Source organism: Polaribacter pectinis, from assembly GCF_014352875.1.
Classification (GTDB): domain Bacteria; phylum Bacteroidota; class Bacteroidia; order Flavobacteriales; family Flavobacteriaceae; genus Polaribacter; species Polaribacter pectinis.
This window is the reverse complement of sequence record NZ_CP060695.1, coordinates 3,297,910-3,315,241: the sequence shown is the minus strand read 5'-3', so window position 1 is coordinate 3,315,241 and position 17,332 is coordinate 3,297,910. Positions and strand designations below refer to the sequence as shown.

The following is a 17,332-nucleotide window of genomic DNA, read 5'->3' as shown; positions in this document are numbered from 1 at the left end:
TTTAGATTTTTTCGATTAATATTCTACTTTTAATGGTATCGAATTCAATTTCTGTACCATTTTCTAATTCATCCACAAAAACCAATTCTTTGGTTAATGTTTCACTCATGATGTATTCTTTATTATCGTTGATAGACTGTTGTAAGTTTTCGAAATTTAAAACCGTTAATTTAATTTTATCAGTAACTTCTAAACCTGTGTCTTTTCTTGCATTCTGAATTCTATTAACCAATTCTCTGGCAACACCTTCTTTGCGCAATCCTTCTGTAATGGTAACATCTAAAGCAACTGTTAAACCACCTTCATTTGCAACCAACCAACCTTCTATATCTTTTGATGATATTTCTACATCTTCGCGTTCCAAAGTAATATTTTTTCCATTAATTTCTATAGAAATGTTTTTATCTTTTTCTATTTTGTTAATATCTTCTTGTGTAAACTTCTGAACTTCAGCTGCAACAAAACGCATATCTTTTCCAAATTTAGGTCCTAAAGCTTTAAAATTAGGCTTAATTTGTTTGATTAAAATGTCTGATGCGTCATCTAAAATTTGAACTTCTTTAATATTTACCTCATGCTTTATTAAACCTGCAACTGCTAAAATTTCTTCTTTTTGCTGATCATTATCAACAGGAATCATAATTTTTTGCAATGGCTGACGTACTTTAATCTTTTCTTTTGCTCTTAATGATAAAACTAAAGAAGAAATTGTTTGTGCATTTTCCATTTTACGTTCTAAAGATTTATCTACAAAGCTTTCATCAAATTTTGGGAAATCTGATAAATGAATACTTTCTGATGTTTCTTTACCTGTAACAGAATTTAAATCTTGATACAATTTGTCCATAAAAAATGGTGCAATTGGCGAACCTAACTTTGCAATAGTTACCATACAAGTATACAATGTTTGGTAAGCAGAAATCTTATCTGTTTGGTAATCTCCTTTCCAAAAACGTCTTCTACTTAAACGTACGTACCAGTTACTTAAGTAATCTTGTGTAAAATCAGAAATTGCTCTTGCTGCTCTTGTTGGTTCATATTCTGCGTAGAATTTATCAACTTTAGCAATTAAAGTATGTAGTTCAGATAAAATCCATCTGTCTATTTCTGGTCTGTTTTCTAAAGCAATATCTTCTTCAGAATAAGAAAAACCATCAATATTTGTATATAAAGTGAAGAATGAATACGTGTTATATAAAGTTCCGAAAAACTTACGTTTTACTTCTTCAATTCCTTCTAAATCGAATTTTAAATTATCCCAAGGATTTGCATTCGAAATCATATACCAACGAGTTGCATCTGCTCCATAAGTTGATAATGTTGTAAATGGATCTGTTGCGTTTCCTAAACGTTTAGACATTTTATGTCCGTTTTTGTCTAAAACTAAACCGTTGGAAACAACGTTTTTATACGCAACTGAATCGAAAACCATTGTTGCAATTGCATGTAACGTATAAAACCAACCTCTTGTTTGGTCTACTCCTTCTGCAATAAAATCTGCTGGAAAAGATTCGTTTCCATCAATTTTATTTTTATTTTCAAACGGATAATGCCATTGTGCATAAGGCATAGAACCAGAATCGAACCAAACATCAATTAAATCGCTTTCGCGTTTCATTGGTTGTCCAGAAGCTGATACTAAAGTAATTTCATCTACAATATTTTTATGCAAATCTATTTTCGCATAGTTTTCTTCAGAATTATTATCAACTTCAAAATCTTCGAAAATATCTTTTGCTAAAACTCCTGCTTCAACAGCTTTCGCCATTTCTTCTTTTAATTCTTTAACAGAACCAATACAGATTTCTTCTTTACCATCTTCTGTTCTCCAGATTGGTAAAGGAATTCCCCAATATCTTGAACGAGATAAATTCCAGTCGTTTGCGTTTGCCAACCAGTTTCCAAAACGTCCTGTTCCTGTAGATTCAGGTTTCCAGTTAATCGTTTTGTTTAAAGAATGCATTCTATCTTTAACATCCGTTACTTTTATAAACCAAGAATCTAATGGGTAATATAAAATTGGCTTGTCTGTTCTCCAACAATTAGGATAACTGTGCTTGTATTTTTCGACTTTAAAAGCCTTGTTTTCTGTTTTTAATTTGATGGCAATTTCTACATCTACAGATTTTTCTGGTGCGTCACCTTCTGCATAATATTCGTTCTTTACATATTTACCCGCAAATTCAGTTACTTCTGGTCTAAATTTTCCTTGTAAATCTACTAAAGGCACTAAATTATCATTCTCATCTTTTACTAATAATGGCGGAATTGGAGGTACTGCTTGTTTTGCAACCAATGCATCATCTGCTCCAAAAGTTGGTGCTGTGTGTACAATTCCTGTTCCATCTTCTGTAGTAACAAAATCTCCAGAAATTACTCTAAATGCATCTTGTTTATTCTCAAATTTACAATCATAATCTAAAATTTGCTCGTATTTAATTCCTACTAAATCTGTTCCTTTACATTCTGTAGCAATTAAGTAAGGTATTTTTTTATCGCCTTTATTATAGCTACTTAATTCTTCTACATTTTCTGCTTCAAAATTATTTTTTCCTACAAATTGTTTTCCAACTAAATTTTTCGCTAAAATAACGTGAATAGGCTCAAAAGTATATTGATTATAAGTTGCAACTACAACATAATCTATTTTTGGTCCAACAGTTAAAGCAGTATTACTTGGCAGCGTCCAAGGAGTTGTTGTCCAAGCAATAAAATTTAAATGGTCATACTTCTTTAGAAAATCTGGTAACGTGTTTTCAACAGCCTTAAACTGTGCTACAATTGTTGTGTCTGTAACATCTTGGTATGTTCCTGGTTGATTTAATTCGTGAGAACTTAATCCTGTTCCCGCTTTTGGAGAATATGGCTGAATTGTATATCCTTTATAAATAAGTTTCTTATTATAAATCTCTTTTAACAACCACCAAACAGTTTCCATATATTTTGGTTCGTAAGTAATATATGGATCGTCCATATCTACCCAATAACCCATTTTCTGGGTTAAATCGTTCCAAATATCTGTATAACGCATTACTGCTTTTCTACATGCAGCGTTGTAATCTTCTACAGAAATTTTTTTTCCAATGTCTTCTTTGGTAATTCCCAATTCTTTTTCTACACCTAATTCTATAGGTAAACCATGTGTATCCCAACCAGCTTTTCGCTTTACTTGGAAACCTTTCATGGTTTTATAACGTGGAAAAATATCTTTAATAGCACGTGCTAAAACATGATGTACTCCTGGAAGTCCATTTGCTGAAGGAGGTCCTTCAAAAAATACATAAGGCTCTGCGCCTTCTCTTGTAGTTACACTTTTTTCAAATATGTTGTTTTCTTCCCAATAGTTAAGAATTTCTTCTGCTACTTTTGGTAAGTCAAGACCTTTATATTCAGGAAATTTCGCTTTCATTGTTTCTCTTTTCTGATAAGATTGCGAAATTAATCAATTTCTTGTAATTCTTGGTTTTATGGCACAAAAAAAGAGCCTTTAAAAAGGCTCTTCTTATATTTTAACTATTTATTTATTACATTTTTGTAATTACAAACTCGGTTCTTCTGTTTGCTTGGTGTTCTTCTTTTGTACATTTAACACGGTTTGTATGATTGTCATTATCTACACAACCATTTGTTAAACGAGTTTCTCCATAACCTTTATCTACTATTCTACTAGAATTTATCCCTTTAGATATAATATATGCTACAGTAGATTTTGCTCTTCTTTCTGATAATCTTTCATTGTAAGAAGCTTTACCACGAGCATCTGTATGAGAACTTCCTCTAATTTCTAAACTTGGGTATTGTTTCATTATTGCCACAACAATATCTAATTCTGCTGCCGCATCTGGTCTTATATTAGATTTGTCATAATCGAAATAAATAGGTTTTATTTTAATTACAAGCTCATCTCTTTCGTTATAATTAAAGTCTGAAATGATATCTAATGCAAAATCTAAATCTAGTTCTATCTTTTCTTCTTCTGAACTGGCAAAAGACGCTGTATCTGGCTGATAATATTGTTTAGTAGCCATTACAGTATAGTTATTATTACAAGGTAATGTAAAAGTAAATGTTGCGTTTGCATCTGCAAACGTTTCTGTAACAACGTTACCATTAGCATCTTTTAAAACTAACTTTGCGCCTGGTAATGGTTTTTGAAACTTTTTATCTTTTACAATTCCAGTAACAGTTTGCATACATGGTGGTTTTGCAATAACCTCTGGTTTTTCTAATTCTACAACTCCATAAATATCGTCATCTCCAACACCACCTTCTCTGTTTGAAGATAAATACCCAGTTTTTGTTACTGGATTTATAGAAAAAGCAAAATCATCTAATTTAGAGTTTACTGGTGCTTTTAAATTTACCGGTTTTGTATAAACTCCTTTATCTTTTTTAGTTGCAAAAACATCTAAAGCTCCAATTCCAAAATGACCATCTGAAGAAAAATACAATACATCATCTTTTGATATGAATGGAAACATTTCTCTACCTTCTGTGTTTACTTCTGATCCTAAATTTTGAGGTGTTCCAAAAGATCCATCATCATTTATGTCTACTACATAGATATCTGTTTCTCCAATTCCGCCAGGCATGTCTGAAGCAAAATATAATTTTTTACCGTCTTTACTTACAGAAGGATGTCCTGTAGAGTATTCGTTACTATTAAAAGGAACTTCTTCTACATTAACCCATTCATTATAAACCCAAACAGATTTGTAAATTTTTAGATTGTTATATCCTTTTTTATCATTTCTATAAACTCCTTTATTGTAGTTGTTTCTGGTGAAATACATTGTTTTTCTATCTGGAGAAAAAGTAACAGAAGACTCGTGATATTTAGAATTTACATCACTTGTAAACATTGGTCTTTCTTCAGAATCATCTCCTTCATTAGTTGTTATTTTCTCTTTAATAACTTTATAAATGTCAAGGAAATTTTTGTTATTTCTTGTATGGTTTCTTTTAACAAATACGCTTCCTTCTCTTGGTGAAGAAAATAAAATTGTATTTCCATAATCTGTAACTCCAAAATCTGAATTAACTGTATTTATACTTCTTAAATTAGTAACAGTATATCCAGGGTCACCATTTATAAGTTCATTTAAGGTAGCTTCATGGTTTGTAAAATGAATTCCTCTAGAGTCATTCTTTTTAACTTGATGAAACTTTTTCATCCATTTATCTGATTCTTTAAAATTACCAGTTGCTCTTAAAGATTGTGCATACCTAAAGATATATTCTGGTTCTTGAGTTGGAAAATTTTGAAATAATCTAGTATAAGCTTCTAATGCAGTTTTCATTTCTACATTAAAATAATGGCTATCTCCAAGTCTTTGTAAGACATGTTCTGTTGCGTCTGACTCTGCTAATTTTTCATATTCTTCAGCAGCTAAACTATAAGATAAATTTTCAAAATGTGTATCTGCTTTTTTCGTTTCTTTAGTTTGACCCAATATGGTTAAAGAACTGAATAAAAGTACGATTGTAATTTGTATTATTTTTTTCATAATTGTATTGTTAAAACTAGAAGAATCTTGGAGATTTAATTTTATTTCTTTCAAAATCGAAATTAAATAATAAGAATATTTCGTGTGAACCTGAATTAAAATTACCAAGGTTTGTAAGTGTATAATCATAGGCATAACCTATTCTTAAATTCTTCCTTGCTCTTACATTTATTAATGCAGATACTGATTCATCTAATCTATATGAAAGTCCGAATTCTAATTTATCGTATAATAAAACGTTTCCAGAGAAATCTACAGATAATGGTGCTCCTTCTGCAGCTTTAACCATTATAGATGGTTTTAGTTTTAAATCTGCATTTAAATCGAAAACGTAACCACTTGTTAAAAATAAATGTTTTCTTTCTGATGCTCTACTTACCTGACCACCTTTTTTCTCAAAATGAAGAGTTTCTAATAAGTTAGGAATTGCTAGACCTGCATAAAATTTGTCTGTGTAATAATATGCTCCAAATCCAAAATTTGGTAATATTCTATTTGCTTTTTGATTAATTAGAGCTGCATCACTAGCAAGAGGTTCTGCAGGGTTTAAACATGGTAAACAAACATTAAAAAATGTTGCTCCTGCTTTTAATCCTAAAGCAAGTTTTCCTTTTTCACTAACATTTAAAGTGTAGGAAAAATCTCCATAAAAATTTTGCTCTTGAACTGGTCCCAATTTATCTACAATAACAGATAGACCTAAACCAACATTTTTACCTACTGGAGAATGAATTCCTAAAGTTAATGTTTCTGGAGCTCCTTCTATACCTACCCATTGTGTTCTTGCTAAAAAGTTAAGACTTAAAGCATCGTAAGATCCAGCGTATGCTGGATTTACGATGTTCATATTATACATGTATTGAGTATACTGTGGATCTTGTTGAGCTTTTGCAGAAACAGTAAATAAGATAACTGCAATGATTGTTATAATTTTTTTCATGTGTATTGCCTTCATGTTTATTATCTGTTTAAATATACCCATCCTGTTATTGGTTTTCTGCTTCCATCATTAAAATAGATGATGTAATAATAGGTTCCTACTGGTACAGGTTTACTCTTACTAAGTGTTAATCTTCCTGTAGAATAACCATCCCACCAGTTTGGATTTGTTTTTCCTCTATTACTATATTCATATACTTGATTACCCCATCTATTGAATATTTCTATTTTAAAGTTTGGATACTTAGTTAATATAGGTATAAAGAATGTATCATTAGTACCATCTCCGTTTGGTGTGAAAGCATTTGGAATAATACAGTTCGTTAAATCTATATGATCTGGAATACCATCTGAATCACAATCTAACATAGATTCGTCGATTGTTAAGATACCATCTCCATCATCATCAGCATCTAAATAATCTGGAATACCATCTCCATCAAAATCATCATTTGTTGGGTCTCCATCTCCATTTAGGTCTTCACTAATTGTGCTTTGACCATCATTGTCATCATCGGTATCTTGGAAATCTCTTTTACCATCTCCATCAGAATCTCTAATTTCATAATTTAGAACTCCACTATCGTCAGATGTTTCAAGAGGATCATATAATCCATTTACACCCGAACCTGTATCTGCTCCGTCAATTACTCCATCTCCATCAGCATCAGTAGCTTCTGAACCAGATTCTTCTAAATCTGTAATACCATCTCCATCTGAATCTGTATCTAAATGATCTGGAATACCATCTCCATCTGTATCTAGAGTATTGTCTCCTCCATTTTCATCTGTGTTAGGAATACCATCATTATCTGCATCTAAATCTTCACTATCCACAATACCATCGCCATCTGTATCATCTGTATCTAAATAATCTGGAATTCCATCACCATCATTATCATCGTTGTTGAAGTTTCCATCATTATTATTATCTTCATCTGCAGTAGCTACTCCGTCACCATCATCATCTTGATCTAAATAATCTGGAATTCCATCGCCATCTGAATCGTCATTGGTTGGATCTCCATCACCATTTATATCTTCATCCGCTGTATCTATTCCATCGCCATCATCATCCTGATCTAAATAATCTGGAATTCCATCGCCATCTGAATCATCATTGGTTGGATCTCCATCGCCATTTATATCTTCATCAGCTGTATCTATTCCATCGCCATCATCATCCTGATCTAAATAATCTGGAATTCCATCGCCATCTGAATCATCATTGGTTGGGTCTCCATCTCCGTTTATATCTTCATCAGCTGTATCTATTCCATCTCCATCATCGTCTTGATCTAAATAATCTGGAATTCCATCGCCATCTGAATCATCATTAGTTGGGTCTCCATCTCCGTTTATATCTTCATCTTCTGTTTCTATTCCATCTCCATCATCATCTGTATCTTGGAAATCTGATACTCCATCTCCATCTGTATCTTGAATTGTATACCCTAAATTACCGCTATCTGGAGTGTCTTCTACACCATCGAATAATCCATTTGTACCTGAACCTGTATCTGCTCCATCAATTACTCCATCTCCATCTGCATCTAACGCTCCACTTCCAGACTCTACAACATCATTAATTCCGTCGCCATCTGAATCTAAATCTAAATGATCAGGAATTCCATCGCCATCTGTATCTCTATTTGGATTTCCATTTTGTTCTACAGTATCTGGAATTCCATCATTATCATCATCTAAATCCACAGAATCTGGGATACCATCACCATCATTATCTGACTGAACGGTTATCGTTACTGTAGATGTCATACAAACTGCTGGGTTCACTGCAGTATTACAAACTGTATAATCTACTGTTACTGTTGTTCCTTCTTCTCCTGCTGCTGGTGTATAAGTCATCTCTCCTGTTAATGGATCGAAGCTTACAACTCCTGTTGCTGTTCCAGTTCCTGCATCTACAATGGTAGTGTTTGGCCCTGGTAAGTAATCATCATTTGTTAAGATGTTTACCGTTCCTGGAACTCCTTCTACAACTGTTAATACATCTGCACCTACTGTTGGTGTTAATGGATTTGGATCTGTTGTATCTGGATTACCATCATTATCATCATCTGGATCTGTAACATCTGGGATACCATCGCCATCATTGTCTGACTGAACTGTTATCGTTACTGTAGATGTCATACAAACTGCTGGGTTCACTGCAGTATTACAAACTGTATAATCTACTGTTACTGTTGTTCCTTCTTCTCCTGCTGCTGGTGTATAAGTCATCTCTCCTGTTAATGGATCGAAGCTTACAACTCCTGTTGCTGTTCCAGTTCCTGCATCTACAATGGTAGTGTTTGGCCCTGGTAAGTAATCATCATTTGTTAAGATGTTTACCGTTCCTGGAACTCCTTCTACAACTGTTAATACATCTGCACCTACTGTTGGTGTTAATGGATTTGGATCTGTTGTATCTGGATTACCATCATTATCATCATCTGGATCTGTAACATCTGGGATACCATCGCCATCATTGTCTGACTGAACTGTTATCGTTACTGTAGATGTCATACAAACTGCTGGGTTCACTGCAGTATTACAAACTGTATAATCTACTGTTACTGTTGTTCCTTCTTCTCCTGCTGCTGGTGTATAAGTCATCTCTCCTGTTAATGGATCGAAGCTTACAACTCCTGTTGCTGTTCCAGTTCCTGCATCTACAATGGTAGTGTTTGGCCCTGGTAAGTAATCATCATTTGTTAAGATGTTTACCGTTCCTGGAACTCCTTCTACAACTGTTAATACATCTGCACCTACTGTTGGTGTTAATGGATTTGGATCTGTTGTATCTGGATTACCATCATTATCATCATCTGGATCTGTAACATCTGGGATACCATCGCCATCATTGTCTGACTGAACTGTTATCGTTACTGTAGATGTCATACAAACTGCTGGGTTTACTGCCGTATTACAAACTGTATAATCTACTGTTACTGTTGTTCCTTCTTCTCCTGCTGCTGGCGTATAAGTCATCTCTCCTGTTAATGGATCGAAGCTTACAACTCCTGTTGCTGTTCCAGTTCCTGCATCTACAATGGTAGTGTTTGGTCCTGGTAAGTAATCATCATTTGTTAAGATGTTTACCGTTCCTGGAACTCCTTCTACAACTGTTAATACATCTGCACCTACTGTTGGTGTTAATGGATTTGGATCTGTTGTATCTGGATTACCATCATTATCATCATCTGGATCTGTAACATCTGGGATACCATCGCCATCATTGTCTGACTGAACTGTTATCGTTACTGTAGATGTCATACAAACTGCTGGGTTCACTGCCGTATTACAAACTGTATAATCTACTGTTACTGTTGTTCCTTCTTCTCCTGCTGCTGGTGTATAAGTCATCTCTCCTGTTAATGGATCGAAGCTTACAACTCCTGTTGCTGTTCCAGTTCCTGCATCTACAATGGTAGTGTTTGGCCCTGGTAAGTAATCATCATTTGTTAAGATGTTTACCGTTCCTGGAACTCCTTCTACAACTGTTAATACATCTGCACCTACTGTTGGTGTTAATGGATTTGGATCTGTTGTATCTGGATTACCATCATTATCATCATCTGGATCTGTAACATCTGGGATACCATCGCCATCATTGTCTGACTGAACTGTTATCGTTACTGTAGATGTCATACAAACTGCTGGGTTTACTGCCGTATTACAAACTGTATAATCTACTGTTACTGTTGTTCCTTCTTCTCCTGCTGCTGGCGTATAAGTCATCTCTCCTGTTAATGGATCGAAGCTTACAACTCCTGTTGCTGTTCCAGTTCCTGCATCTACAATGGTAGTGTTTGGCCCTGGTAAGTAATCATCATTTGTTAAGATGTTTACCGTTCCTGGAACTCCTTCTACAACTGTTAATACATCTGCACCTACTGTTGGTGTTAATGGATTTGGATCTGTTGTATCTGGATTACCATCATTATCATCATCTGGATCTGTAACATCTGGGATACCATCGCCATCATTGTCTGACTGAACTGTTATCGTTACTGTAGATGTCATACAAACTGCTGGGTTCACTGCCGTATTACAAACTGTATAATCTACTGTTACTGTTGTTCCTTCTTCTCCTGCTGCTGGTGTATAAGTCATCTCTCCTGTTAATGGATCGAAGCTTACAACTCCTGTTGCTGTTCCAGTTCCTGCATCTACAATGGTAGTGTTTGGCCCTGGTAAGTAATCATCATTTGTTAAGATGTTTACCGTTCCTGGAACTCCTTCTACAACTGTTAATACATCTGCACCTACTGTTGGTGTTAATGGATTTGGATCTGTTGTATCTGGATTACCATCATTATCATCATCTGGATCTGTAACATCTGGGATACCATCGCCATCATTGTCTGACTGAACTGTTATCGTTACTGTAGATGTCATACAAACTGCTGGGTTCACTGCCGTATTACAAACTGTATAATCTACTGTTACTGTTGTTCCTTCTTCTCCTGCTGATGGTGTATAAGTCATCTCTCCTGTTAATGGATCGAAGCTTACAACTCCTGTTGCTGTTCCAGTTCCTGCATCTACAATGGTAGTGTTTGGCCCTGGTAAGTAATCATCATTTGTTAAGATGTTTACCGTTCCTGGAACTCCTTCTACAACTGTTAATACATCTGCACCTACTGTTGGTGTTAATGGATTTGGATCTGTTGTATCAGGGTTACCATCATTGTCATCATCTGGATCTTCACTATCTGGAATTCCGTCTTTATCAGTATCTAAATTATCTAAATAATCTGGAATTGTATCTCCATTGTCATCATCATCATTAAAATTACCATTATTATTATTGTCTTCATCTTCAGTTGGAACTCCATCATTGTCATCATCTGTGTCTAAATAATTTGGGATTCCATCGTTATCTGAATCATCATTTGTTGGGTTACCATCAGATGTAACAACATCTTCTTCTTTTGTTGGAATTCCATCACCATCATCATCTGTATCTTGGAAATCTGGTGTACCATCTTGGTCTGTATCAATTGGAGTATCGTTCGTAACTCCACTTTCTGGTGTTGTTTCAATTAAATCGAATAAACCATTTGGACCTGAACCTATATCTGAACCATCTATAACTCCATCATTATCTAGGTCTGTTTGACCAAAACCTGATTCTGTTAAGTCATTTACTCCATCTCCATCTGAATCTAAATCTAAATGATCTGGGATACCATCATTATCTGTGTCTCTATTTGGGTTTCCATTTTGTTCTACTGTATCTGGGATACCATCATTATCATCATCTAAATCTACAGAATCTGGAATTCCATCTCCGTCATTATCTTTGATTTCTCTAAAGTCTACTTCTGTTGTTGCAGTATTATCAACATCTGGTAAATCTGATGCTCCATTATTTTGATCATCATTCACATCAAATAAGGTTCCTATAGTTGGTACATCATCATAAGCATCTAATAATCCATCATTATCTACATCATTATTAGCTGTTGATGCAATGAACCCTGCTTCTTTAGTATCATTAATACCATCATTATCTGAATCTGTATCTAAATAATCTGGTAAGAAATCTCCATCTGAATCTACAGGTGATAATCCACTGATTACTGCATTATCATCATATGCATCTAGTAAACCATCTCCGTCTGTATCTACAACACCCACATTTGGCATGATATAGCCTGCTGTAAGTTGAGCTTCTACATTATCTGGAATACCATCGTTATCTGAATCGATATCTTTATCATCTGATTTTCCATCACCATCACTATCAATTCCATCATTTACAGTAAATACTGGGAATGTACCTGGACCTGAATTTTGTGATGCTCCGTTTGTTTGTGAAGGTGAATTTGATGTTGTATTTCCTTCAAATAAACCATTAATTGCACATCCAGAGAATAATACAGAACCTAAATTAGTATTAGAGGTTGCTGATAATAATTCTGCAGAAAAACGAATGTTAAATGCTGCTGCATTATAATAACCAAAGAATGTTGCTAATCTTGGAGATAAATCTACTCCAGAATATGTATCATCTGAACCTTGGAAAGTTACTAAACCTGTTGCTGGGTTATCTGTAACATTTAATAATGTTTGACTATCAACTGCATATAAACCTGGTCTAGAAAGTATTACAGATTCTCTTGCATTTGCGCCATCTATGTCATAAATAACTCCACTAAATCTACTAATATTATATAGTGTGTTAGTGTTATCATTTACTAAAATAACTTTAAATGCCATTTCTGCTTTATTACCAGTTGGTGTTGGTACAGTATATTCTGGTTGCCATGCGTCTGGATTACCAGTTGTAGAATTATCTATAGATATTAAAGATGCTCCACCTTGGATATCAGTAATTTCTACAATAGCATCTAAAATTCCTCCATTACCGCCAAAACCAGTTACATCAACTACGTTTTCGAAACGGTATTTTGCTCCAATTGTACCTGAACCAGTTCCAGAACCTGCAACATAAACTGGGTTTTTAAAACTTACATTTGGTAAAATACAAGATGAGTCATTAGGGTCTGAAGATGGCTCGAATCCTAGAGATTCTACAACATCAATTATACCATCATTATCATCGTCAATGTCAATATCATCAGTTACACCATCTCCATCTGTGTCTACTAACACACCAAAAGTGTTTTTATCTCTAAAATCTACTTCTGCAGTTCCAGGGTCTTGATCGTTAGGGAATGTTGTAACATCTTGCATATTATTAGATGGACCGTTTGTATCTGTTGATCCTCCTGAATTTAAGTCAAAAGCATCATCTAAACCATCATTATCTGTATCGACACCTGTAAATATCTTACCTGGTTCAGCTACATTATCTCCATCTGTATCATAAGCTTCTACAGTATCTAATAAACCATCTCCGTCTGAATCTGTATCTACATAATCTGGAACGTCTGTACCATCTGTATTTAATGGTAAGCTAATTGGTATTCCAGAACCTGGACTTGTTTCATATACATCTGCTAAACCATTACCATCTGTATCTGGTCCTGGAGCAATGTATCCTGAAGTAGTTTGCCATTCTATGTTATCTACAATTCCGTCATTATCAGCATCAATATCTAAATAATTAGGTATTGTGTCTGAATCTGAATTCATTGGAATATTTAATGGAATTCCTGTTATAGTACCACAAGGTGTACAATCTACGTCATAAGCGTCGTCTATACCATCTTTGTCTGTATCTGTTCCTGAAGGAGCAATAAAGTTTGCAGCATTTTGTGCTTCAATATTATCTATTATTCCGTCATTATCTGAATCGATATCTAAATAATTTGGAACTCCATCTCCATCTGTATCTGTTGTTGGTAAAGGTGTTGTTGCAATAGTATCATCTAAACCATCATTATTAGTATCTGTAAAACCATCTACTGTTCCATCTCCATTTGTGTCTACACCACCTGCTTCAACTAAATCTGGTATTCCATCACCATCTACATCAAGATCAAATTGATCTATAATTCCATCTCCATCTTGATCGAAATTGTCGTCAATTCCATCATTATTTGCATCAACTGTAATGTTGTCTGGATCTAAATAATCTGGAGTACCGTCATTATCTGAATCTGCTAAAGGATCTGTACCACCATTTTCTACTGTATCTGGCACACCATCATTATCATCATCTAAATCTACAGAGTCTATGATTCCATCTCCATCATTATCTGGTTGAACTGTTATAGAAATTGTTCCTTCATTAGAAGGTGTTCCTAAATCATCATTTACTGTATAATTTACATTTGCAACTCCCGTAAATTCTGGTACAGGTGTAAATATTACGTTACCTGCATTATCTACTGTGTATGTTCCAACATTTGGAATTACTAAAGGTGTACTAGAGTTACCAGTATTTGCAGGGTTGTTTGGATCTATCAACGTAATTGTTGTTGGATCTACTGTACCGTCTGTATCTGTATCATTTGTAGTAATTGTTGGTACTGTAACTGGTGTATTTTGAACCGTTGTTGCTGTGTCATTGACTGCTACTGGGGCATCATTTTGACCTGTTACTGTAATATCTAATGTACTTGTTACATTGTCTGAACCATCACTAACCGTGTATGTTACTTGAGGAACATTTCCTGTGTAATCTTGTGCTGGATTATATACATAACTACCATCTGCATTTATTGTTAAGCTTCCTTCTGTTAAAGAAACTGTAGTTCCTGCTGGGTAATCTGTACCATTAATGGTAAATTCTAATACCGTTAATGGTGTTCCTTCTACATCAGAATCATTGCTTAAGATTCCGTTTGCAGCAGTTACTGTTAATGGTGTATCTTCTTGTGTAGTGTTTACATCTGCAACTGCTACTGGCACATCATTTACTGGTGTTACTGTTATAACTACTGTTGCAACATTTGATGTTACTCCTTCGTCATCTTTTACTGTATAATTAACATCTGCAGGTCCATTATAATTTGGCTCTGGTGTAAATACTACATTACCTGATGTATCTACTGTATAGGTACCAACATTAGGTATTACTAATGGTGTAGTAGAATTACCTGTATTTGAAGGATTGTTTGGATCTATCAAAGTAATTGTTGATGCATCTACAGTATTATCATCTGTATCATTTCCTGTAATTGTAGGTATAGTAACTGGTGTATCTTCTGGTGTTGTTCCTGAATCGTTTACCGCTACTGGTGCATCATTAACTCCTGTTACTGTTATATCTAATGTACTTGTAACTGGAGTTACTCCATCTGTAACTGTATAAGTTACTTGTGGTACAGTTCCTAAATAATCTTGTGCTGGATTAAATGTATATCCTCCATCTGCATTTATTGTCAAGCTTCCTTCTGTTAAAGAAACTGTAGTTCCTGCTGGATAATCTGTACCGTTAATAGTAAACTGTGTTACTGTTAATGGAGTTCCTTCTACATCAGAATCATTGCTTAAGATTCCGTTTGCAGCAGTTACTGTTAATGGTGTATCTTCTTGTGTAGTGTTTACATCTGCAACTGCTACTGGTACATCATTTACTGGTGTTACTGTTATAACTACTGTTGCAACATTTGATGTTACTCCTTCGTCATCTTTTACTGTATAATTAACATCTGCAGGTCTATTATAATTTGGCTCTGGTGTAAATACTACATTACCTGATGTATCTACTGTATAGGTACCAACATTAGGTATTACTAATGGTGTAGTAGAATTACCTGTATTTGAAGGATTGTTTGGATCTATCAAAGTAATTGTTGATGCATCTACAGTATTATCATCTGTATCATTTCCTGTAATTGTAGGTATAGTAACTGGTGTATCTTCTGGTGTTGTTCCTGAATCGTTTACCGCTACTGGTGCATCATTAACTCCTGTTACTGTTATATCTAATGTACTTGTAACTGGAGTTACTCCATCTGTAACTGTATAAGTTACTTGTGGTACAGTTCCTAAATAATCTTGTGCTGGATTAAATGTATATCCTCCATCTGCATTTATTGTCAAGCTTCCTTCTGTTAAAGAAACTGTAGTTCCTGCTGGATAATCTGTACCGTTAATAGTAAACTGTGTTACTGTTAATGGAGTTCCTTCTACATCAGAATCATTGCTTAAGATTCCGTTTGCAGCAGTTACTGTTAATGGTGTATCTTCTTGTGTAGTGTTTACATCTGCAACTGCTACTGGTACATCATTTACTGGTGTTACTGTTATAACTACTGTTGCAACATTTGATGTTACTCCTTCGTCATCTTTTACTGTATAATTAACATCTGCAGGTCCATTATAATTTGGCTCTGGTGTAAATACTACATTACCTGATGTATCTACTGTATAGGTACCAACATTAGGTGTTACTAATGGTGTAGTAGAATTACCTGTATTTGAAGGATTGTTTGGATCTATCAAAGCAATTGTTGATGCATCTACAGTATTATCATCTGTATCATTTCCTGTAATTGTAGGTATAGTAACTGGTGTATCTTCTGGTGTTGTTCCTGAATCGTTTACCGCTACTGGTGCATCATTAACTCCTGTTACTGTTATATCTAATGTACTTGTAACTGGAGTTACTCCATCTGTAACTGTATAAGTTACTTGCGGTACAGTTCCGTTATAATTTGGTGCTGGGTTAAAAATATAACTACCATCTCCATTTATAGTTAAGCTTCCTTCTGTTAATGTAACTGTTGAACCAGCTGGATATTCTGTTCCATTAACTGTGTATTTAGTTAAGGTTAATGGAGTTCCATCTGCATCAGTATCATTGTTAATTAATCCATTAGCTGCAGAAACATTTAATTGAGTGTCTTCTGAAACAGTGTTTGTATCTGGATTAGCAATAGGTGCATCATTAACACCCGTTACAGTTATTGTTAATGTACTTGTTGCATTTGCAGTTGAAGTTCCGTCTGAAATAGTATAATTTACAACTGGTACAGAACCATTATAATCTGGTGCTGGTACAAAAGTATAACTACCATCTGTGTTAATAGTTAACATTCCTTCAGTAATACTTGCAGTAGTTCCTGGGCTATAAGTTGTTCCATTAACTTGGAAATTAACAACAGATAATGTTTCACCTGGATTTGCATCTGTATCATTATTTAACAATCCATTTGCAGAGCTTACCGTTAATGTTACATCTTCTGATGTAAATCTTACATCTGGATTTGCTACTGGAGGTAAGAACGATTTAGGAACTGTTACTGTTACAGTAGCTGTATCACATAATCCATTTCCGTCACAAACTTGATATACAAAAACGTCTGAACCTGTATTGAATCCGACATTTGGATTGTATGTTATTGTACCATCTCCATTAATTGTCGCTGTACCATTTGCTGGTTGAGAAATAATGTTCGATACAGTTAATGTATCTCCATCTAAATCTGAATCATTAGGTAAAACATTTATAATAACTGAAA

Annotated in this window: 4 protein-coding genes (1 of these 4 cut by a window edge); all 4 read right to left on the bottom strand. The window is 34.5% G+C overall.

What is annotated here, in order from left to right; translation table 11 throughout:
- Position 1 precedes the first annotated feature (1 nt).
- The gene (ileS, locus tag H9W90_RS14655; RefSeq protein WP_187482317.1) at positions 2 to 3,409 is read right to left on the bottom strand and encodes an isoleucine--tRNA ligase; all 3,408 of its coding nucleotides are present in this window, start codon (positions 3,407 to 3,409) and stop codon (positions 2 to 4) included.
- Positions 3,410 to 3,524: 115 nt separating this feature from the next.
- A complete protein-coding gene (locus tag H9W90_RS14650; RefSeq protein ID WP_187482316.1) occupies positions 3,525 to 5,507 on the bottom strand; it encodes an OmpA family protein in 1,983 nt (660 codons plus the stop codon).
- Positions 5,508 to 5,523: 16 nt separating this feature from the next.
- Positions 5,524 to 6,447, bottom strand: a complete 924-nt coding sequence (locus H9W90_RS14645; protein WP_187482315.1) for a PorP/SprF family type IX secretion system membrane protein — start codon at positions 6,445 to 6,447, stop codon at positions 5,524 to 5,526.
- 20 nt (positions 6,448 to 6,467) lie between these two features.
- On the bottom strand, positions 6,468 to 17,332 hold the 3' end of the coding sequence (locus H9W90_RS14640; RefSeq protein ID WP_187482314.1) for a cadherin-like domain-containing protein. Its footprint extends 19,771 nt past the window's final position; the window shows 10,865 of its 30,636 coding nt (coding positions 19,772-30,636); its start codon lies off the right edge, out of view; its stop codon occupies positions 6,468 to 6,470.